26 protein-coding genes are annotated in these 18,805 nt (G+C 64.0%); 7 read left to right on the forward strand and 19 right to left on the reverse strand.

All coding sequences use genetic code 11. The features are described from left to right. The 3 genes from A6M56_RS19185 to A6M56_RS19195 all read right to left on the reverse strand — a co-directional run. Positions 1 to 824 (reverse strand): type I restriction endonuclease (locus tag A6M56_RS19185; protein ID WP_286758345.1); only part of this gene is annotated, 824 nt, incomplete at its 3' end. Next, a complete protein-coding gene (locus A6M56_RS19190) occupies positions 821 to 2,044 on the reverse strand; it encodes a restriction endonuclease subunit S (protein WP_102080527.1) in 1,224 nt (407 codons plus the stop codon). The genes A6M56_RS19185 and A6M56_RS19190, both read right to left, overlap by 4 nt. After that, positions 2,041 to 3,885, reverse strand: a complete 1,845-nt coding sequence (locus A6M56_RS19195; RefSeq protein ID WP_102080526.1) for an N-6 DNA methylase — start codon at positions 3,883 to 3,885, stop codon at positions 2,041 to 2,043. Before A6M56_RS19195 ends, A6M56_RS19190 begins: the two co-directional genes overlap by 4 nt. A gap of 241 nt (positions 3,886 to 4,126) precedes the next feature. Here A6M56_RS19195 and A6M56_RS19200 point away from each other — a divergent pair, with 241 nt between their 5' ends. The 3 genes from A6M56_RS19200 (at position 4,127) to A6M56_RS19210 (ending at position 6,156) form a co-directional block, all read left to right on the forward strand. Then, positions 4,127 to 4,459, forward strand: coding sequence for a UPF0175 family protein (locus A6M56_RS19200; protein ID WP_102080525.1), 333 nt, complete (start codon positions 4,127 to 4,129; stop codon positions 4,457 to 4,459). Continuing rightward, positions 4,456 to 4,953, forward strand: coding sequence for a PIN domain-containing protein (locus A6M56_RS19205; protein WP_102080524.1), 498 nt, complete (start codon positions 4,456 to 4,458; stop codon positions 4,951 to 4,953). Before A6M56_RS19200 ends, A6M56_RS19205 begins: the two co-directional genes overlap by 4 nt. Before the next feature lie 84 nt (positions 4,954 to 5,037). Next, entirely contained in the window at positions 5,038 to 6,156 is a 1,119-nt protein-coding gene (locus A6M56_RS19210; RefSeq protein WP_102080523.1) for a Fic family protein, read from the forward strand. Positions 6,157 to 6,175: 19 nt separating this feature from the next. On the opposite strand, the gene A6M56_RS24245 is transcribed toward A6M56_RS19210, so the two are convergent. From A6M56_RS24245 to A6M56_RS19270, 12 genes are all read right to left on the reverse strand, one after another. Continuing rightward, positions 6,176 to 6,649: a helix-turn-helix transcriptional regulator gene (locus tag A6M56_RS24245; protein WP_308304231.1), complete on the reverse strand. Its 474-nt coding sequence runs from the start codon at positions 6,647 to 6,649 to the stop codon at positions 6,176 to 6,178. A gap of 114 nt (positions 6,650 to 6,763) precedes the next feature. Next, positions 6,764 to 7,915 carry a tyrosine-type recombinase/integrase gene (locus A6M56_RS19220; RefSeq protein WP_102080522.1) on the reverse strand — a complete coding sequence of 384 codons (1,152 nt, stop codon included), beginning with the start codon at positions 7,913 to 7,915 and terminating at the stop codon, positions 6,764 to 6,766. Positions 7,916 to 8,670: 755 nt separating this feature from the next. Continuing rightward, the gene (locus A6M56_RS19225; RefSeq protein ID WP_102080521.1) at positions 8,671 to 11,448 is read right to left on the reverse strand and encodes a toprim domain-containing protein; all 2,778 of its coding nucleotides are present in this window, start codon (positions 11,446 to 11,448) and stop codon (positions 8,671 to 8,673) included. Between the two features lie 12 nt (positions 11,449 to 11,460). Beyond that, positions 11,461 to 11,769, reverse strand: coding sequence for a hypothetical protein (locus tag A6M56_RS19230; RefSeq protein ID WP_102080520.1), 309 nt, complete (start codon positions 11,767 to 11,769; stop codon positions 11,461 to 11,463). A 19-nt stretch (positions 11,770 to 11,788) separates the two neighbouring features. Continuing rightward, on the reverse strand, positions 11,789 to 11,992 hold the full coding sequence (locus A6M56_RS19235; RefSeq protein ID WP_102080519.1) for a hypothetical protein: 204 nt from the start codon (positions 11,990 to 11,992) through the stop codon (positions 11,789 to 11,791). After that, complete coding sequence (locus A6M56_RS19240; protein WP_257984078.1) at positions 11,985 to 12,230, reverse strand: hypothetical protein; 246 nt, start codon at positions 12,228 to 12,230, stop codon at positions 11,985 to 11,987. Before A6M56_RS19240 ends, A6M56_RS19235 begins: the two co-directional genes overlap by 8 nt. Next, the gene (locus tag A6M56_RS19245; protein ID WP_102080518.1) at positions 12,227 to 12,460 is read right to left on the reverse strand and encodes a hypothetical protein; all 234 of its coding nucleotides are present in this window, start codon (positions 12,458 to 12,460) and stop codon (positions 12,227 to 12,229) included. The genes A6M56_RS19240 and A6M56_RS19245 overlap by 4 nt, the downstream gene beginning before the upstream one ends. Then, positions 12,457 to 12,621, reverse strand: coding sequence for a hypothetical protein (locus A6M56_RS19250; RefSeq protein ID WP_180964277.1), 165 nt, complete (start codon positions 12,619 to 12,621; stop codon positions 12,457 to 12,459). Before A6M56_RS19250 ends, A6M56_RS19245 begins: the two co-directional genes overlap by 4 nt. Positions 12,622 to 12,630: 9 nt before the next feature. Then, the gene (locus A6M56_RS19255; RefSeq protein ID WP_102080517.1) at positions 12,631 to 13,185 is read right to left on the reverse strand and encodes a BRO-N domain-containing protein; all 555 of its coding nucleotides are present in this window, start codon (positions 13,183 to 13,185) and stop codon (positions 12,631 to 12,633) included. Positions 13,186 to 13,300: 115 nt separating this feature from the next. Continuing rightward, positions 13,301 to 13,549, reverse strand: a complete 249-nt coding sequence (locus A6M56_RS19260; RefSeq protein ID WP_102080516.1) for an Ogr/Delta-like zinc finger protein — start codon at positions 13,547 to 13,549, stop codon at positions 13,301 to 13,303. Next, positions 13,546 to 13,830, reverse strand: coding sequence for a helix-turn-helix domain-containing protein (locus A6M56_RS19265; RefSeq protein ID WP_102080515.1), 285 nt, complete (start codon positions 13,828 to 13,830; stop codon positions 13,546 to 13,548). Before A6M56_RS19265 ends, A6M56_RS19260 begins: the two co-directional genes overlap by 4 nt. 5 nt (positions 13,831 to 13,835) lie before the next feature. Continuing rightward, on the reverse strand, positions 13,836 to 14,063 hold the full coding sequence (locus A6M56_RS19270) for a ribbon-helix-helix domain-containing protein (protein ID WP_145997214.1): 228 nt from the start codon (positions 14,061 to 14,063) through the stop codon (positions 13,836 to 13,838). A 76-nt stretch (positions 14,064 to 14,139) separates the two neighbouring features. Between A6M56_RS19270 and A6M56_RS19275 the strand changes: the two genes are divergently transcribed. From A6M56_RS19275 to A6M56_RS19285, 3 genes are all read left to right on the forward strand, one after another. Further along, on the forward strand, positions 14,140 to 14,562 hold the full coding sequence (locus A6M56_RS19275) for a helix-turn-helix domain-containing protein (protein WP_257984077.1): 423 nt from the start codon (positions 14,140 to 14,142) through the stop codon (positions 14,560 to 14,562). Between the two features lie 80 nt (positions 14,563 to 14,642). Next, positions 14,643 to 15,542 (forward strand): WYL domain-containing protein, encoded by a 900-nt coding sequence (locus tag A6M56_RS19280; RefSeq protein WP_180964276.1) that lies wholly within the window; start codon positions 14,643 to 14,645, stop codon positions 15,540 to 15,542. A 133-nt stretch (positions 15,543 to 15,675) separates the two neighbouring features. Then, complete coding sequence (locus tag A6M56_RS19285) at positions 15,676 to 16,383, forward strand: hypothetical protein (protein WP_102080513.1); 708 nt, start codon at positions 15,676 to 15,678, stop codon at positions 16,381 to 16,383. A gap of 65 nt (positions 16,384 to 16,448) precedes the next feature. Here the strand turns inward: A6M56_RS19285 and A6M56_RS19290 are convergent, their stop codons facing one another. Together A6M56_RS19290 and A6M56_RS19295 are read right to left on the reverse strand one after the other, a co-directional pair. Continuing rightward, positions 16,449 to 16,571 (reverse strand): hypothetical protein, encoded by a 123-nt coding sequence (locus A6M56_RS19290; protein WP_257984076.1) that lies wholly within the window; start codon positions 16,569 to 16,571, stop codon positions 16,449 to 16,451. A gap of 44 nt (positions 16,572 to 16,615) precedes the next feature. After that, positions 16,616 to 16,837, reverse strand: coding sequence for a hypothetical protein (locus tag A6M56_RS19295; protein ID WP_145997213.1), 222 nt, complete (start codon positions 16,835 to 16,837; stop codon positions 16,616 to 16,618). On the opposite strand from A6M56_RS19295, the gene A6M56_RS19300 reads away from it, so the two are divergent. Then, on the forward strand, positions 16,838 to 17,269 hold the full coding sequence (locus A6M56_RS19300) for a hypothetical protein (protein WP_145997212.1): 432 nt from the start codon (positions 16,838 to 16,840) through the stop codon (positions 17,267 to 17,269). On the opposite strand, the gene A6M56_RS19305 is transcribed toward A6M56_RS19300, so the two are convergent. Further along, positions 17,259 to 18,386, reverse strand: coding sequence for a phage late control D family protein (locus A6M56_RS19305; RefSeq protein WP_102080510.1), 1,128 nt, complete (start codon positions 18,384 to 18,386; stop codon positions 17,259 to 17,261). The two genes, A6M56_RS19300 and A6M56_RS19305, sit on opposite strands and share 11 nt — an antisense overlap. Continuing rightward, positions 18,383 to 18,805 carry a phage tail protein gene (locus A6M56_RS19310; protein ID WP_102080509.1) on the reverse strand — a complete coding sequence of 141 codons (423 nt, stop codon included), beginning with the start codon at positions 18,803 to 18,805 and terminating at the stop codon, positions 18,383 to 18,385. Before A6M56_RS19310 ends, A6M56_RS19305 begins: the two co-directional genes overlap by 4 nt.

The following is an 18,805-nucleotide window of genomic DNA, read 5'->3' on the forward strand; positions in this document are numbered from 1 at the left end:
CGCGTCTTGGCCGGGTCGGCGCAGCGGTCGAGGATCGCGTCGATGGCGCGCCGCTGGTGCTGGCGCAGTACCGACTTGCGTGTCTCACCGTCCTGCACGTAGAACAGAATCCAGTGCTGCAGGGTGCGCAGGAAGTCGGTCGGCTCGAAGAAGGCTTGCACCGCAAAGCGATAGGTTTCCTCCGGCGCCTGCTTCCAGCGCGCCATGTCGCGCCGGTTGGCGTTCCAGGTCACGCCGTACCAGTAGTCGAGCAGGTGCGTCACGTTGAACAGCTGGGTCGTAGCCAGCAGCTCCGGCGTTTCCAACTCATAGCGGCGCAGTTGCTTGATCGCGCGCTCGATGGCGTCGCCGTCCTTCGGGTTCTTGTGCTCGACGATCACCACCGGCACACCATTGACGACGAACATCACGTCGGCCCGGTTGCCCTTGCGCGCGGGTGGCTTGATCTTCCACTCCCACGTCACATGGAACACGTTCTCCGCCACGTGCTCGAAGTCGATCACCGTCACCGGTCGATGGCGTTTCTCGGCTTCGTCGTACCACTGGCGTTCGCCGCGCAGCCAGGCCAGCAGCTCGCGGTTGCCCTCGATGGTGGCCGGCAGTGCATCCAAAGTCTCCACCACGGAGCGCACCGCGTCGGCAGACATCCAGGGGTTGAAGGCGGCGAGCTTGGCTTCCAGCACGTCGCGGAAGAAGGTGCCCGCCTCGCCGCCGCGCTTGGCGCGTGCGTCCTCCGGCGTGATCGGCGTCCAGCCGATCTCCACCGCGTGCTTCACCATCGGGAACTGCACCGTGCCGGCTTCGCTGATCTTGAGGGTGCTCATGCCCTGGCCTCCTCGGGTTGCGTCGAGGCCGGAGACAGCGCCGAAAGATCGAGGTCTGCGACACGGATCTCGCCGGTCATCAGCTTGTGCAGTAGGGACTGGAACAGTTCTTCCAGCACCTTGCGCTTTTGGCGGTGCAGATCGATCTTGCGGTCGATGGCGTCGAGGATGGCGACAATTTCGGCGGCTTCGTCAGGATCTGTTGGGCATGCGACCTTGAAGGTTTCGACATCGTTGAGGTTGAGCGTCATCGTGCCGTGCGCTGACGGGACGATTTGACTGAGCAACCTGTCCTTGCCCGCGTAAATGGCAGATCGCAAGAACTGACCCGAATATTCGCCGCGCGAGACTAGTGCCTTCACATCTTGGTTGAATGCCATCGGACGATTGATGACTGCCACGGGCAAGTCTTTCGCCAAACCCATGCCACGCACCAGCAGCAGCACCGCGCCCGCTGGCGCAAGGCGGCTTGCCGCTTCTACGCCTGCCTGAGAAATGTGGTCAATGGCGTCGTCGAGCGCAGGGAGCTTCAAGTCCTTGCCCGACACCCATGGCACATCACCGTTCCAGTATTCAGCAATGGATTTGCGCGGCGTGCCGCCACTCCAGATTTCGCAGAGGTCGAGGATAGTGCGCGGCTTCCAACTCTCCGGCACCGGCCCGATCTCGGTCTCCTTCTGCGGCTCGCCGCGCAGGCCGCGCGTGAACAGCTCGTGCATGGCAGCGCGTTTGAGTTCTTGGAGGTTGTCGAGCAGTGCCGTCTGTTGCTGCAGTGCCGATTCCGCTTTGCGCAGAACACTGGCAATCACCTTCTGCTCTGTTAGATCGAGCGGATAGGCCAACTCCTTTTCTTTCAGGATGGTGAAATGGCGGTTATAGCCGCGTGCAGGTAGGTCGATGGCACGGCAGGCGTAGAAAAAGAAGAGCGGATCAATGCCGTCCTTCGGTCGCAGCAGTTGTGTCCCATCCGCGCCACGTGCAAAAGGGCGCTCCAAGAATTTGAAAGCGCGCGTGTGATCGCCGAAAACGATCAGCGGCAGCGGTGCGTCAATGACGGTGCTTTCGTCATCCGTCCAGCCCGCGATTTGTTCCTGCCCTTGGTCAATGACTGGGAAGCTGCCCAACGGCTTGTAGTCGCGCGCCTGAACCTTGCGCTTGCCTGCTGCTGGAACGAGAACAAGACAATCGGCAACAGGTGCGCTGGCCCATGCTTCGTTCATTGCTCACCCTCCGTCTTCGACAATGGGCGCAGTAGCTTCAGCAAATCAGCCGTTAAGTTGAGGTCTTGCGCGTTAAGTTGTTCGAGTTGCTGAATCAGTGCCGGAATCGATCCGACCTCCGCGCTGCCGTTCTGTCCCACCCACCGACCCGGACTCAGGTTGTAGTCCGCCTCGCGTGCCTGCTCGGTGGTGATGACGGCAAGCTCGCCTTCCACCGGCTCGCCTTTGAGGTACATCGCGGCGAGCGGCCGGATGTCTTCCTCGGGCAGGTAGTTCTTCGGCTTGCCCTTTTGGAAGTGGCGGCTGGCATTGAGCAGGACGATCCTGCCTTTGCGCGCAGCGGGCTTGCGGCGGTGGAGCACCACGATCACGCCCGCCGCCGTGGTGTTGTAGAAGAGGTTTTCCGGCAGCAGGACCACGCCGTCGATCAGATCCTGATCGACGAACCACTTGCGGATGTTGCGTTCCTTGTCCTCGTTCTTGGAGCCGGAGCCGCGCGTGACGCTGCCTGTGTCGAGCACCACGGCGGCGCGGCCGTGGTCATCCAGACAGGCCAGGGTGTGCTGCAGCCACGCCCAATCCCCCTTGCCGCTGGTGATGCCGCCCGCCGTGCGGAAGCGGTCGAACGGATCGTTGGCGAAGAGGTCCGCCGCGAATGGCTGGTTCCACATCGGGTTGGCCACCACGATGTCGTGGCCGCGAATCTTGCCGCTGGCCTCGCGGAATTTGGGGTTGATCATGGTGTCGCCGCGCGCCAGCTCCACCTCCATGTCGTGGATGATGGCGTTCATCTGTGCCACGGCGTAGCTCTCGGCCTGCAGCTCCTGGCCGGAGAGCTTGAGCGGCACGCGGCTGGTGGGGTCGAGTTCGCGGGCGACGAGCTGGAGCTTGATCAGCAGCCCCGCCGAGCCACAGGCGTAGTCGTGGCAGGTCTCACCGGGCTTGGGCCGCAGGATGTGCGCCATCAAGAAGCCGACCTCGGTCGGCGTGAAGAACTCGCCTGCGCTCTGGCCCGAGCCTTCGGCGAACTTGCGCAGCAGGTATTCGTAGGCGCGGCCGAGGAAATCGGGCTGCACATCGGCGAGGCCGAGGCGGTAGCGCGGGTCGGAGAAGGTCTCGACCACGCCGCGCAGCTTGGCCGGGTTGATGTCGCGCTCGCCATTGCGCTCGGCGGCGAAGTCCACCACGTCGATCACGCCGGAGAGCGTCGGGTTCTGCTTGACCACGGCGCGCACGGCGCGGGTCAAGTGCTCGCCGATGTCCCGGGGCGCGGTCGGGCGGCCACGGTCATCGAGTGGCCAATCGAAAGACTCGCGCCCGCTGATCACCGCCCAACGGGCTTCCGGGGGAAGGTAGAAGCGCAGCAGCGAGTGGTCCGACTCGGCGATCTCCAGCGCAGTGGCACGGTCGCCGTATTCCTCGGCCAGACGCTCGATCTCGTCGTCGAAGACGTCGGACAGGCGCTTCAGGAAGAGCAGCGGCAGCAGGTAATCCTTGAACTTGGCCGCGTCCTTCTCGCCCCGGATCGAGCAGGCGGCGTCCCACAGCATCTGCTCCATCGGCTTGGTGGTGGGCGCAGCCGCCGCCCGCCCGCTGCGACGCCGGGTCACCTGAGCAGCCGCTTCGGCAGGCGGGAGGCTTTCGGCTCCCTCGACCCCGGCCTCTCGCGCCAGCGCGAGGATGGTCTCCTGCGCGGCACGCTGGGGCTTGTTGCCGCCACCTTCCCATCGGTTCACCGTGGCAAAGGAGACGCCCAGGCGCTCAGCGAGCTGCTCCTGAGTCAGATTGAGGGCCGCGCGGGTGGCGCGGAGTATCGCCGGAAAATCGTTTTGTTTTGTCATGTGTGCTATGTTTGTTATATTCTACTTGCTTGTCAAGCAGAATTTGGCGATGGGCGCCCCACCGCCTCCGGAATAGGAGAGCAGGCATGAGCGGGAACTGATGGGACACGGCTGGCGTGCCGCACAAGGGGTGGACTTGCGCTGACGATCCAACGGCCCCGCCCAGTCCTGGCGGGTGGGGCTGTCTTGACGCCGGCTCCATTTTGTGACCCAATATAGGGGAACAATTCGAGTGGCCGCCATGCAGACCTTCACCATCCGCGAACTGCGCGAACGCTCCGGCGACCTCAGCCGCGAGGCCGAGGAAGGCCGGCTCGCGCTCGTCACCCGCCACGGTCAGCCGCTGTTCGTCAGCGTTCCCTTCACCGATGAGCTGCTGGAAGCGGGGGTCCATACGGCATTGGCCGTCAACCTGTTCAAGTGCGGGGAGATCACCTCCGCGCGCGCGGCCAAGCTGGCACGGATGAGCCTGCCGCAGTTTCTGGCGCATCTCAGCGCGCAGGGCATCCCGGTGGTCGATCACGAACCGGCTGAACTGGAGCAGGAACTCGCCGCCTTTGATGCGGCGCGATGAGTCGGCCCGTCGTCGTCTCCGATGCCGGGCCGCTGATCGCGCTGGCCGGTTGCGGGCATCTGGAGCTGCTCGTCGCCGTGTTCGATGCCGTCCATGTGCCGCAGGTGGTGCTGGCTGAAACCACGGCAGATCGTTCGCGCCCGGGTGCGGCCGACATCGCTGCCTTCGTAGAGGCCCACGTACAGGTGCATCCCGACCGCGATGACCCCGTCTACGCCACCGCCGTCAGCCATCTCGACGAAGGTGAAGCGCAGGCCCTGAGCCTGGCGCACGCGCTGGGCTGCGGCGTGCTGATGGACGAGCGTCGTGGCCGTCAGACCGCGATCCGCCAAGGCGTGCCCCTGTTCGGCGTGCTGGGCGTACTGCTGCAAGCCAAGCGCATCGGCAAGCTCGAACGCATCGCTCCCGCGCTGGATCGGATGCAGGCCAACGGCTATCGCGTTTCGCAGGCTCTCATCGAGGCGGCCTTGAGGCTCGCGGACGAGGCCCCCTGACTTGCGATGATGAGCCGCCACATTCACCGTACCAGACGCGGAGAATGATTTGCCTTTGCGGCGAATGAGGTGTTTAATCTCCGCATGGATAGCGGAGAAAAACTCTACATCTGGCAGGCCGACGACTGGCCGAAATGGCGCTACGACCTGTCGGCGCTCACTGGACTGTTGACCGAGGTCAGCCGCGCCCAAGGCGTGCTGCTGGGCCGTCTGGCCGACGTGGGCATGGCGCTGCGCAATCAGGCCAGCCTCGCGGCGCTGACCGAGGACGTGGTCAAGACCAGCGAAATCGAAGGCGAAGTGCTGAACGTCGAATCGGTGCGTTCGTCGATTGCTCGCCGTCTGGGCGTGGACATTGGCGCGGTCGCCCCGGTGGATCGGCACGTCGAAGGCGTCGTGGAGATGGTGCTCGACGCCACTTCGCGCAGCGCCGAACTACTGACCGCCGAGCGCCTGTTCGGCTGGCACGCGGCCTTGTTCCCGACCGGGTACTCGGGCATGAATAGGCTCACCGTGGGCCAGTGGCGTGACGATGCCGCCGGACCGATGCAGGTGGTTTCCGGTCCGGTGGGGCGGCGCAAGGTTCACTTCCAGGCACCGCCCGCCGACGCGCTGCCCAGCGAGACGGCGCGGTTTTTGGCATGGGCCAACGAGGAAACGGGCGAGCCCGCACTCATCAAGGCCGGGCTGGCACATCTGTGGTTCGTGACGCTGCACCCCTTCGACGACGGCAACGGCCGCATCGCCCGCGCAGTGGGCGATCTGTTCCTGGCCCGCGCCGACGGCAGCTCGCAACGCTTCTATAGCTTGTCGGCGCAAATCCAGCGCGAGCGCAAGGACTACTACGACGTACTGGAGCGCACGCAGAAGGGCACGCTCGACGCCACCGGCTGGTTGTCGTGGTTCCTCGGCACGCTCGGGCGCGCGGTCGCCAGCGCGCAGTCCACGCTGGACGCCGTGCTGGTCAAGGCGCGCTTCTGGCAACGCTGGGCGGGCCTGTCGTTGAACGAGCGGCAAGTGAAACTGCTCAACCGCCTGCTCGACGGCTTCGAGGGCAAGCTCACGAGCAGCAAGTGGGCCGCCATCGCCAAGTGCTCGCCCGACACCGCGCTGCGCGACATCACGCAGTTGCTGGAACTTGGCATCCTGAAAAAATCGCCCGGCGGCGGGCGCAGCACCGGCTACGAGTTGGCGGATCGGTAGCCGGGGCCAGAAACGGCATTCAAGCCGGCAGCGATGCCAAGGCCTGCTGCAACGATCTGTAGTGGTCGCCCGGGGCCGCCTGCACGTCGATGCCCAGGTTCTTGGCGTTCTGCGACCAACGCTGCGCCCACGCCAAGACCTCGTCGCGATCGAAACGGATGAGCTTCTGGACCCGACGATAGGGAATGCCCAACGCGTCGCGTGTCTGCTTTTGCGTGAAGATGTACAGGGGCAGCCCGGTGATGTACGAAATTTCGCGTGGGCCCATGTAACTCGAGCCATTTGGGAGGACGACGTCGGCGGCGCTCTCCCAGGTCGATGCCCGCAACGCCTCGGACTCGAAATCGAGGATTTCGTCGATGGGGTACACGACCCGCTTGGACATTTTCATGAATCGGGGGCCGCGCCCCTCGCTACGCCAGCGTTGCAGGGTCTTGGGGCTGATGTTCCAGCGCGAGGCCAGCTCGTTTTCGTTCATCATCATCTTCTGCATGGTTGACTCCGGTTCTGGTTGAAGGCAACGCATTCAGGCGTGACGTCGGCCACGAAGCCAAGTCCTCGGCAGGGCCTCCGTGCAGTTTCAGCGCAATGAGAACATCAACGGGTTTTACATATGTCCCTGTTCATTCCGCCGATACCCACCGCCATGGGGACGTCTCGGCATCATTGAAGATAACGGGTTCACGGTTGCTGTAGAATCCACCACCAAGTTTTGCAAGGGAACGGACGCTTCGGCGTCCGTTTTCGTTTCTGGCGCTGTGCCAGATTTGTGCCACAGCGTGCCAACGTTGTCAGCGTAGGCGGCAACGTGATCCCGGCCCAGGTGCGCGTACCGGAGCACCATCTGGTAGCTGGCCCAGCCGCCGAGCTGCTGGAGCACCGGCAGGGGCGTACCGGCCTGAACGTGCCAGCTTGCCCAGGTATGCCGCAGGTCATGGAACCGCAAGCCATGCAGGCCGGCCCGCGCACAGGCCTTTTGCCATGCATGGTTGTAAATCCGCCCCACCGGGGCGCCCTTGTAGTTGAAGACGTAGCGCTTCTTCTCCTTTGCCTGCTCCGCCAGCACTGCCAGTGCGTCTTCATTGAGCGGCACAGAGATCACCTTCCCCGCCTTTGCCTGGTCGGCATGAATCCATGCCACTGCGCGGTCCATGTCGACTTGCGACCACTCCAGCAGCCGAACGTTGGATTCCCGCAACCCGGTCGCCAGCGCGAAACGCGCCATCTGCCGCAGGTGCGGTGGCAGCTCGGCGAGCAGGCGTTGCGCCTGCGGGCGCGTCAGCCAGGTAAGCCGAGCATTGCTCTCCGGCAGCTTGCGGATGGGAGGGACCGCATCGATCCAGCCCTCCGCGTGACAGTGATGCAGTACGACCGACAGCGCGGCCATGTGGCGATTCACCGTGGCGCCAGTCACGCCGTCCTGCAACTTCGCCTCGATGATGGCTTGGATGCGGTCGCGGCCGATGTCCCTGACACATTCCCCTTTCAATTGAGCGGTGAGCCAGCGCAAGCGCTGCTTGGTGGTCTCCAGCGACCGCAGGTGCTGGTTCTGTTTAAGCCAGTGCACAACTGCGGCCTCCCAAGTTACCGACGGCCGCTCGCCTAGCTTCTTTTGCCGCCAGTAATCGTTCGCAACCTTGGCGGCAAGCTCTTCCGCCGCCCGGCGGTCCGTGGTGCCAGTAGATTGTCTAATTCGCGTGCCGTCGATGCTGAGGTCGAACCACCAAGGACCGGCTTTTTGTCGTTTGTAGAACCGCATTTCTCTGTCTTTTCGTATCGCTGGCGAAGCCAATCTATCACATCAACATCCACCAAAACCCAGGCCCGGCCTACCTTCGCGGCCGGCAGACCCTGGTGCCGGATGCACTCAGAAACCGTCTCTGGCGTGGTGAATAGCCACGCTGCGGCCTCTTCCAAATTCATCGTCCTCACGGTCGCCCCCATCGATCGACAACTCGACACGGGGGGAGCACAGGCAGCGCAACCTGTGGATCCGTGGATGCATGCGACCACGGGCATAAGTCTTTGATCGAAAAGGATTTTTGTTCCACGGGTTTCCACAGGTTGGCTCTTTCCGACCCGTGGAATCCGTGGATGAAAAAATAGGCAGGTGTCGGAACCCGTGGAAAAACGCCCTCAACCCGTGGATGGCCTTGCGCGTGCTCTACCTGCCTTTCTCCCTGCTCTTTCTCCTTCTCTTTCAATGATTTAGAGAGAGAGAAAGAGAGAGGCGCAGGCCGGACGGTCAAAACGCGACCCGTGGAAAAACCACGGCAACCCGTGGAAAAGCGGGACCGACTTGTGGACGGGTTCGCTTGGGGAATCAATGACTTAGCGCGACGGAAGCCCGGTTTCCACGGGTTTTTTGCGCTGCCTGCCTTCCCCCAACGGCAAAGGTTGTGCGCCTCTCTCTCTTCTTGGGCCGCGCCGAAGGCGCCCGGCCGGCGCTTTCGTGAAGAGAGTGCAGGGGAAACGATCAGCGCGTCGACGCGGGGGTTCTGCGCCAGAGGTGTGTCAAGCGTGCGCAAGGGCGTCCTCCTTGATGGCGACCGACAGGCCGTAGCCGGCCAGGCGTGACAGTGAGATCGGCGTCAGGTGCGCGACGCGGCGGGTGAAGATGGTGCGCTCGACTTCCTTCTCGCCCGCCACGACGCCCGCGTTGTAGAGCTGCTTCTTGAAGACGCGATCGGACTTCACCGGCAGGCTGTTCCACTTCTCGCGCAGCGCGTTGCTGTGCGCGATGTGGTCCATGATGTGGCTGGTCCGCAGCAGGATGCAGTGCTCGCCCTCGACGGTGTCGAACGCGTGCGGGAACGAGTACTTGCCCGCGTCGACCTCCGACAGCGCGGTTTCCATGATCCAGACCCACGGCTCGCGGTCGGCGCTGGTCTCCGCGATGTGCGTGTTCATCTCGGTCAGCAGGTCGTTGATGAAGTTGCCGGCGCTGTGGTCGACGCCGGCGAACTCGGCCAGGTAGCGCCAGGCCGTCATGACCGCCGCGTAGTTGGTCAGCATGCGCTTGGCGCCTTCGTCCTGGCCCGAGGCGCGCGCCATGCGCGTGCAGTAGGCGTGGATCTTCCGGTACTCGGCCAGGACCACGGCCTTGTCGAGGCCCGCCAGGAATTGCAGCCACTGCTTGACGGGGAAGCGCGGCAGGTCATCGGGCATCATCGGCCCCTTCTTGCCTGTGAGCGTCGTGCGCACCAGCTTGCCGAGCAGGCTGCGCACGGGCACGTCCTCACCGGCCAGCATCACCGGCGCGCTGATGAGGTATTCCGTCATGTCCGTGCCGCGCTTGGTGACCGTGTACTGGTAGTTCTCCTGCAGCAGGCCCACGGCCTTGTCGATGATCTCCTGCCGGCGCGCAGACAGCTCTTCCCATCCGACCGGGTGGCTGGTGTGCGACACGCTGGTCAGCAGCCGGAACTCGGTCTGCAGGCTCTGGCCGGAGAACATCGTGAAGGCCAGGGCGCGCTCGAGGCGCTTGATGAGCGTCGACTTGCCAGCGCCCTTGTCGGCCTGCACGGTCATATGCGGCCAGAAGCCCAACAGCGCCTTCAGGTGGCCACCAAGCGCCCATACCAGCGGGATGGTGGCCGCGTTCTGCTTGAACGTCGCCTGAAACGCCTCCAGCACCGTGCGCGCGTCCTGTTTCGGCCCGCTCGGGAAGGTGAGGTTGTGGTACGGGCACTGCTTCTCCGGCTCGGTGAAATAGCAGTCCGGCCCCTCGTTGACGATGAGGCGGCCGTCGCGCCAGGCCAGGCCAACAAAGTTGGCCGCTTCACGCGCGCCGAGATCCGCCGTGCGCTCCAGGATGTTGACCATGCGCTTGAACGGCGCCGGCGCCCAGATCGGGCCGAACTTGCCCCACAGGTCGGTGTTGTGGAGCTGCTCGTCCATCATCACGCGGCGGATGAGCTTCGCGCCGTGGCGCGGCGCCTGCACGGACACCGCGAAATACACGGTCGGGGATTGGTCCGGGTCACCGGTCATGGTCGAGGTGGCGCTGGCCACCGACACGCGGCTGATGGAGGCGATACGGAAGCCGCAGAGGTCGGTGTACACCGGTGTCTCCACGTCGCTGTCGCCCTGGCGGTCCATCTTGGTGATGTAGCTGGTGAAGTCCGGCTTCACGCGGAAGCGCCAGTACTGGGCGTAGTCGTGCGCGGGCAGGTAGACGCGGGGCCGGCCCTTGCGGGTGTCATCGCCCGCCATGCCGGCGATGATCCACGGCTCGAACTTCTCCAGCGCCCGCGCGAGCTGCTCGGGGCCGCGCGCCTGCAGGTAGTCGTTCACATCGTTGATCGACGCGGCCGCTTTCTTGTCGTCGGTGAGCCCCGCCACCCACTCGCTCTGGTCGACCAGCATCGCGCTGATGTTCAACGCGGTCAGGCGCTCGTAGAGTGCCCAGGCGGCCTCCGGGCCCGGGCGTTGGCCGGCGCGCGGGTGGCCGTGCTCGAACGGGTCGTCATTGTCCATGCAGATGACGCACTGCTTGCCCTGCAGAAACGAGAAGTCGATGCCGTCGACGTTGGACAGGCCGCGCAGGGCGAACGCCGCCGCGCCGGGAATGTTGCAGGTGTCGATCGACAGTGCGTTGATGGCGGATTCCACCAGGAACACGCGGCGCGCCCGCGCCAGGCGCGCGGGGTCGGACGTCCAGCCGTAGCCGGTTTTCTCGCCCTGGCTCTGCGTTTTCACGTTGCCGTTCTGCGCCGGATCCAGATAGCGCATGTCGACGGCCACCACGTGGCCCGGGTTCAGCGACCTGACGATGAACGCTGCAGCGGGCCCGCCGTATCCGACTTCCCCCGGGGCGCGCTTCGGGCTGACCCAGGTGTTGAAGCCCAACGTACGCGCTCGGAAGGCGGCGTCGATGGCGGCGTCGGAGATGCCGCGGCCTTTCAGGTAGTCGCGCACCTGGTCGCGGTCCGCGTAGCAGCGATCGGCAATCAGCTCGACGAGGGTCTTGTCGCGGCTCTCCTGGCGGCCGACTGGCTTGTCAAACGGGATGGCGTAGGTTTCGTGCAGCCACTTCACCGCTTCGGATACGGTGCCGCCTCGCGCCAGGATGACCAGGTCGATGCAGGATCCGCCCTCGCCGGTGCTGTGGTCCTTCCAGCCCGTGCCGTGCGTCGGGTGGTTGACGAAGATCGACAGAGACGGGTTCTTGTCAGCGTGCAACGGCGAGTGATACAGCGCCTTGTCGCCGCCGGCGCCGCGCTTGATGCCCAGGCGCTCGGCCAGGTCGTGGAGATCGATGCGCTGCTTCAGTTCGTCAATGGTTGCCATGCTTGTACAGCCTCAAAGGATCTCCGGCACGGTTGGCTGAGCGGCGGCGCCGGCCACCCACTCACAGCCGTTCCAGTGCGCGAAGCGGCCGAGCTGCCGCACGTAGTAGTCGCTGCCCTGGATGTTCCAGACAGGAACCGGCACGCCGCGCAGCCAGCGCAGGACGATCTCGCGGCCGATGTGCTCAACGAGCGCGCCGGCGTCGTGGTCCCCATGCTTGACGGGCTGGTGCTGCGCAAGGTGCCAAAGAGCGGCCAGGTACTCGTCGCTGACGTTAGGCAGACGGTCGGTGTCGATCTCAAAAACAAAGGCTTTCTTCATGGTGGTAGCTCGATGAAGGTCAGTCGTCCCGTTCGCCGGCGGCGCGGCGCTTCAGGTCCACGGTGGGAGGGCAAGCGCGGCGGCGCAGGCGGGGTGCCAGCGCCGCAGCTGCGGCGACGACAGCCGCACGCAGCATTGGCGGCATGGCGTCGTACGGGGTGGTCAGGTGAAGGAAGCGGTGGGTCCAGCGCACGTCCGCTTCTGTGATGGCGGGCCTAGCCATGGCTGCGCCTCCGCGAGGCAAAGCCTTGCCACACGCCGTGGCCGTAGCACACGGTGAAGAAGATGGACGCGGTGAACATGCCGGCCTCACCGGTGACGTGGGTGAGGTACAGCCACGCGGGCTGGCCGAGCAGGCCCACCAGCGCGCCCCACCGCTGCGTGCGCGGGCTGTAGTTGAGCAGCGCGACGGACGCCAGCGCCGTCAGCAGCATCCACAGATTGACGAGCGCGAGCATCATGCGCCCCCCACGCAGTAGCGATACGCCAGGACGCCGGTCACGCAGAGGCCGCCCGCGATGCACAGCGCTGCGATCCACAGCAGCGCACCGACGAGGCGGTCGCCCGCCGCCGTGTCGGCGCCGCCAGCGGAAGTGGAATCGTTCCTGATGCGCCAGGCGAACCACAGCCCGACCGTCACGGCCTGGATGGCGAAGGTGGCAAACATGGCCACAAGCTGGAGAGCGGTCATGCGGTCCTCCCAATCAGGCGGGCGGATCCGCTGGACGCGGGCATGCCCACTGCCTCGAGGGTGCCCATCACAAACATGAGCGCGTCGGTGCTGGAGGCAGCGATGGTGTGGAACGACAGGCGCCGGCCGCCGGCGGCAATGCGTACGAGGAAGGCTTTCATGGCACCCCCTCAGGCCACGCCGGGCAACGTCTGCTGGCTGACGATTGGCGCCAGCTTGGTCAACGGCTGCGTGCTCATGCCGAGCAACCGCGAGACATGCAGCAGGTTGGCGTGCAACTCCTGCGCAATCGGCAACGACGTAGCTGCGCCCAACTCGCGCACCAGCGCACCGCGATAACGCAGTGCGGCCAGATGCTGCGGCACCGTGAGCGCTGCCACCTTTCGCGGCACCTGCCGCCCCTCCAGCACGTCGAGCACCCAACGGCGGAAGGCCTTGGCGCGCTCCGTGCGGGCCAGCATGCCGAGGAGGTAGCAGCCGCGCGGGCTGAAGATGCGCACCGGCTGGCGGCCGCCGGCGGTGTCGAGCTCCACCACCTGTGTCATCTCGTCGGTGAACTCGTCGGCGTTGCGATCGAACAGATTCTTGATGTTCTGCGCCGGGTTTTCGTAACCCAAGGCATATCCGATTTGGATACCCCTTAGCCACGGCACGTTGCGCACGTCGACAACATCAAACTCGACGTGCTCGAACACCAGAACAGCGGTTTCGGGAAGGCTCTGCATGACAACTCTCCTGAAAGAAGGCCGCGCATTGCGGCGTTTTTTTGGGCAAAAGAAGCCCCCCGCGCCTTAAAAGGCGCGAAAGCAGACGCGAGGGGCAGGGGGAAGGGCTAGGCCGTCAGCCGGTCAGCAGGTCCAGCTGACGCGGATTGGACGGAAGCAGGCGCGTGCGGCCGACGGGCAAATAGGCCTTGGGGTTCGGCCGCATGCTCGGCGCGATCGTCCGCACTGCAGAAAGGATGACCACGCAGGTGTAGGCGCATTCCACGTCGGGGCATTGCACGTACAGCTCGCGGGAGAGCAGGGTGACCTCGCGGCTGGTGCGGATGTGCATACGCGAGCCGCAGTGCGGGCATTTGATTTTCATTCCAGGGTTCTCCCGCATTCGCCCAGGCCTTGCCGGGCGCATTCACACGACATGCCGACTTCGCCGAGGGTGGCGACGGCGTCCAGATACTTGCAGGTGACCAGGATGTAGCCCACCGAGCGGACAAGGATGTCGATCTTGTCGATGGTGACCCCTTGGTCGCCGTTGAGGAAACGGCTCATGGCCGAGTTGTCCCAGCCGATGGCCTGTGCGACCTCCTGGCGTTTCGGCCCCGAGAGAGCCCGGCGGAGGGCGTGTTCGATCAACTGAGGCGGACGCATCTCGCTCAATCCTCCGCAATCGAAGTTGTGTGACGTTGTGCAGCACTGTGACTACGCTGCGGCTCATATGCCATGGCTCGCACGATGAGCACGCGAGCCATGTTCGAGTCAGTGCGGCCTTCGTCCTGCGCGCGGGCCTTCAGGGCTGCCAGCTCTGCGGGTTTCAGGCTCACCAGCACACGGGAGCGGGCGCCATTCGGGCAGCGCTCACGTGGGGCGTTGGCTGTGGTCATGGTGATATGCTTTGTGAGTCAACTGGATACACAGGCATTATCTGCACAATTGTGCAGGTTTGCAAGGAAAAACTGCATGAATGTGCATTATGGCGGCCGCCTCGCGGAGGAGCGTGTTCGTCTTGGGCTCTCTCAGAACGAGATGGCACAGAAAGGGGGGGTGTCCGCTCGGACATACGCCTACTACGAGTCGGGCGAACGCGAGCCGAGCGTCGGCAGCCTGAACGCATGGCATTCCATCGGTGCTGACGTTCTGTACATCGTGAACGGACAGCATTCCGCTAACGGCCTTTCCCCCGATGAACAAGCGCTTCTCGCCGCGTATCGTGCACTCGATGCACGAGGGAAAGTCGCCGCCATCGGGGCGGTCATGGGGTTGTCTCAACCGACCCAGAACGCCTCAGTGCACATCGGAGGCAAGGTCGGGAGTTTCATCGGTGGCGACCACACCGGCCCCGTCACGGTCGACATGAGCAAGGGCCGTAAGAAGCGGTCCTGATGGAGAGCCGCAGCCGCTGGGGAGCCGGCATGCGGCCTTTTCTATCAACCCGCGGGTGGGGCTCGATAGAGGGAGTGAGAATGAAGTGGATCGCGCGGGCGCTTAGCGCGCTGGTGGCGCGTGCACGCGCAGAATTTGAACGGTTGATCGAAGTTCCAGGAGATGTGCGCCAAGCTGCCGCGCGTGAGAAGCGTCAGAAGCAGGCAAACGGCGCGAAGCATCAAAAGCCGCCCAAAACGCGCCTTCCAAAACAACTCGACAACTCGTTGATCAAGGAGCGCCTCTGTGCCGAACGTGAGGCCCGGCAGTCAGGTCATTCAAATGCCGGTCCGCGCCCCGACGGCTTTGTCAGCAACTTCGACGCATCTAAACCGCTACCCAATCGCACCGATTGGCACACCTCTACGTACCACTCCCACGGTACCGTGGCAGTGAGTTCATTCCCGCCCAGCCAATCGGAGTCGATTGCGCTACCGGATACCGTCCAGTTTCGATATCGAACTCCGGAAGGCGAAGAGGCCACGCGGACGGTAGTGGTCTACAAAACCTACTACGTCGGCGTGCACGCTTTTCTCGAGGGCCGAGACAACGCGCGGAGGGAGACCAGGACTTTCCGCCTGGACCGGATTCTCGCTGGGATCACCCGCACGGAAACAGGGGAGATCAAGTCCGCTTACGACTGGTTTCATGCCACCAGCCCCGAGTACCGGTCTCTCGGGCCAGCAGGCTTGACGTCAGAGAAGAAGGCGGGCAAGCCAAGTAACTGGCAACCCGCAGTGTTTTTTGCCGGCTTTCACCCTGCCCGAAGGCAGCAGTTGGAAGATCGGGCGATCGCTGCAGGGTGGGATGTTCGGTGGAGGCTCAGCCGCAGCGTCGACTATGTCGTAAGAGGCCCCAAGGCGGGACACAAGCAAATTGCTCAAGCGGAGTCTCTGCGCCTGCAAGTCATCGACGAACATTCATTCAACCTGCTCATATAGTCACTGCCTCAGCACTGAGAGATAGCGGGCCAGCCGCCACAAAACACTCACGGCGGGCTTTTAAATTGGGGAGCGATCTTGCAGGAGGTTTCAGTGCCCCGCCACAGGGCAAACAACAAAGAGAACTTCAGCAATGCAACACAGAAGTACAGCAGTCCAGGGGGATGCTGGTCAGGTAGTCGCGGGTAACGCCACGCACGATGGCGCCACGGCCAACAACCAGCTCAGCAACGTCATCACGATCAACCACGGCCAGCCGGAGTTGCCGGTGGCGCCGCTCAAGATCACCGATCTGCAGCGCAGGCAGATCTCTAGCAAGGTGGACGAGGTCATGGCCGCGACGGGCGAAACAAAGCTCGACGTTTACCGCGAAGTGCTGACGGAGTTCGGCATCGAAGAGATCCGGCAGCTTCCGCGCGACCAGTACAAGCCCGTCATGGCCATGCTGGACCGGTGGGTAGCGGAAGCTCGGGGCGAGTCCGTCAACGATGGTGCCCAGAAACCTGCGGAGCAAGTTATGTCCCCCAACACTCCATGCGTCGCCTGCTCGGCCGTCTCGCAGCAGCTCGCGCGCACGCGCCGTGCGCTCTCGATCGTTGGCGCTATTGCGCTGGCCGCTGTCGGCATGGCCGGCTATGCAGCGTTGACCCCCGCGCCGGCCGTCGATGCCGCGTCGGCGGCAAGCGGCGCGGGTGGCGTTTGCCATCACGATGGAAAAGCGTATTCGCTCGGCAGTGTTACACGCATGAGCGACAACGTGGTCTACCGGTGCGCGGCCGCTGACGGTGGCACCAACGCGGTGTGGGAGTCGACCCGCGAGGCCGGCAAGCGGCGGTCATAGCCAATGAGAAAGGCCAGCGCATAGCTGGCCTCTGTCGATACTTCCGACTCTGCTCGCGGGCATGCTCAGTGCAGGTATCGAGCAATGCAAAACATAGCGCTCACCAGCACGATGAAGACAGCGATCATGGACGCCATCAATACTTTGGCCTGCTTGCGGAAGGCGTCACGGACGAAGTTGTCTTCCATTTCTCAGTGGCTCTCCATTGCTTGGGTCATTGAAGGTGAACCTGCTACCGGCCACAGCATTTGCAGGTTGGCACGACTTGATATCGGCCGGTTGCCAGTTCGATGGCCAGCGCTTCGGCCACCATGCCGGCCGGCATATGCTCAAGCATCTTCGCCCACTGCTTTTCCGCCTCCGTATACGAGGTTTGCCCGCGAATCTGCCGTTCTACGGCGATTTTGACTGTTCGCGCTACCTCTTCTTTTGAAACCTGTTCGATTTTGCTCATATGGCACTCCAAAACATTCAACGGTTCAATCAGTTCGCGGGTGCTGTTCTGGCTGTTTTGTACGAAAACTTCCCTGTCGGCGTCGTGCTGGTACCACGCAACTTCATCGAGGGCGGCGTAGATGCCGAGACCGTGCCAGACGAACATGTTGGCGAAAGGCTCTCTGATGACGCCGAGTTCTTTATGGCGACAACACGGTGGCTTATTGATGCTGGATACATCCAGTGCAGAGACGTTGGCGAGCGCCACATCTTGAATGCCACGCTGACACCCAAAGCCCTGGAAGCACTCAATGCCGTGCCGGACAGCCTGAACGGCAAGCCTTCCATCGGGGAGCGCATGGTCAGTGCAGCAAAGGCAGGCACCACGCAGGTGTTGCGCGCCACTGCCCAGGAGGCGATCTCGGCAGGCATCAAGGCACTCATGATGTAGTTGCGACCGTACCTACTTCTTCGAGCTTCTCCGGCTGGATCTCCAGCTCGAGCGTGGTGGTGAAACCGCCATCGCCACTCACCCGGTGAACGACCTTCCCGACAGACCAACCCGTGTTGTCGATCTGCGGTTTCCACCCGCTTACCTTGGCATGCAGTGAAGGGAACAGCTCGGCCCGCCCGCGCGCCAGCGTGATGGTGAAGGTGGCCATGCCGCGCTGGATCTTGCGCCACTCGCTGCGGGCCGCGCGCTCCGCGTTGGACTTGGACGCGTACGTGTGCCGCAGCACCTTCACGTTTTCCGGGTTGGGGGTGGCCTGCACGGTTTCCGGCTTCTTCTTCCCCGTGCCGGTGTCCGGCTTCTCTTTGACCGCGGTGGCGTTGGAAGCGTCGATGACCACTTCGCCGCGCACGCCCGCGCGCGTGTCCTGGTAGTAGGCCTTCACGCCGTTGTAGTTCTCGCGGTCGGCGATGCTGAACGTGTGCGTGTCGCCTACCGCCCGGGTGATGGTAACGGGCGGCAGCGCGAGGCCGGATCCGCTCGTGGGCTCGCCGGCGGGGATGAAGAGCAGCGTGCCGTTCTTCACGGTGGCGATCGCGTCGAACTCCTTTGCCAGGCGCGACAGGAAGTTGGCATCCGACTCGCCAGTCTGGTCGACGTGGGCAATGACCAGGTCGGCCAGCTTCTTGCCGACCATCCAGGTCAACTTGTTGCGCATGGCGATCGCCTGCACCACCTCGCTGACCGTCTTGCCGACGTAGGAGTTTTCGCGGCGGGTGGTGAGCCCGCCGTCCATCTCCGCGCTGCGCGCGCGGATGATGAGGCGATCGGGCGGCCCCGTGTGCTCGAGCTCGTCCACCTTGTACGTCCCTTTGTTTACCACGCCGGTATCTGCCCAGCCGAGGGACAGCGACAACCGCACGCCTTTCTCGGGGAGATCCAGCTTGCCGTCGGTGTCGTCGAGCTCGATGTCGAGCTGATCTGCCTCGAAACCGCAGTTGTCGGTCAGCGTGAGCTCGATGAGCCGGTCCTGGAAGCGCCCGGTAATGTCCTTGCCGTTGAGGGTCAGCCGGTACACCGGGCGCGGCGAAAGGGCGGTGGTGCTCAGATCCGTCATCGCAGTAGCCCCGTCAGAACGCTGGCCGCCTTGGACAGCAGACCGTCATCGGCCCGCGTGAGCTTGATGGTGAAGTCGCACACGCGCGCGGCGCCGTCCTGGAAGAAGTAGGTACGGGTCGTGTCGACACTGTCGATGTAGAACTGGCCGTAGTAGTGGCCGGTGCCCTCGATGAGGGTGTAGGCGTCGCCGGTGTCGCCCATCAGCTCAAGCGCGGCGAGCGTCCATTCGCCGCCGGTCAATTCGGGCAGCAGCTTGCCCGCCAGGGTGACGGTTTCGTCGTCCGGGCCGGTGTACTGGTGCGACGGCCGGCGGCCGACCCGGTTGTGGCCCGGGTGGCGCCAGGCCACTTGCCGCTTGAATTCCTGGTAGGGGGCCGTGTCCAGGCTGAACACGAAGAGCCCCAACGCCATCATCAT

Origin of the sequence: Ralstonia sp. RL (genome assembly GCF_001683835.1) — a bacterium.
Lineage (GTDB): Bacteria > Pseudomonadota > Gammaproteobacteria > Burkholderiales > Burkholderiaceae > Ralstonia > Ralstonia mannitolilytica.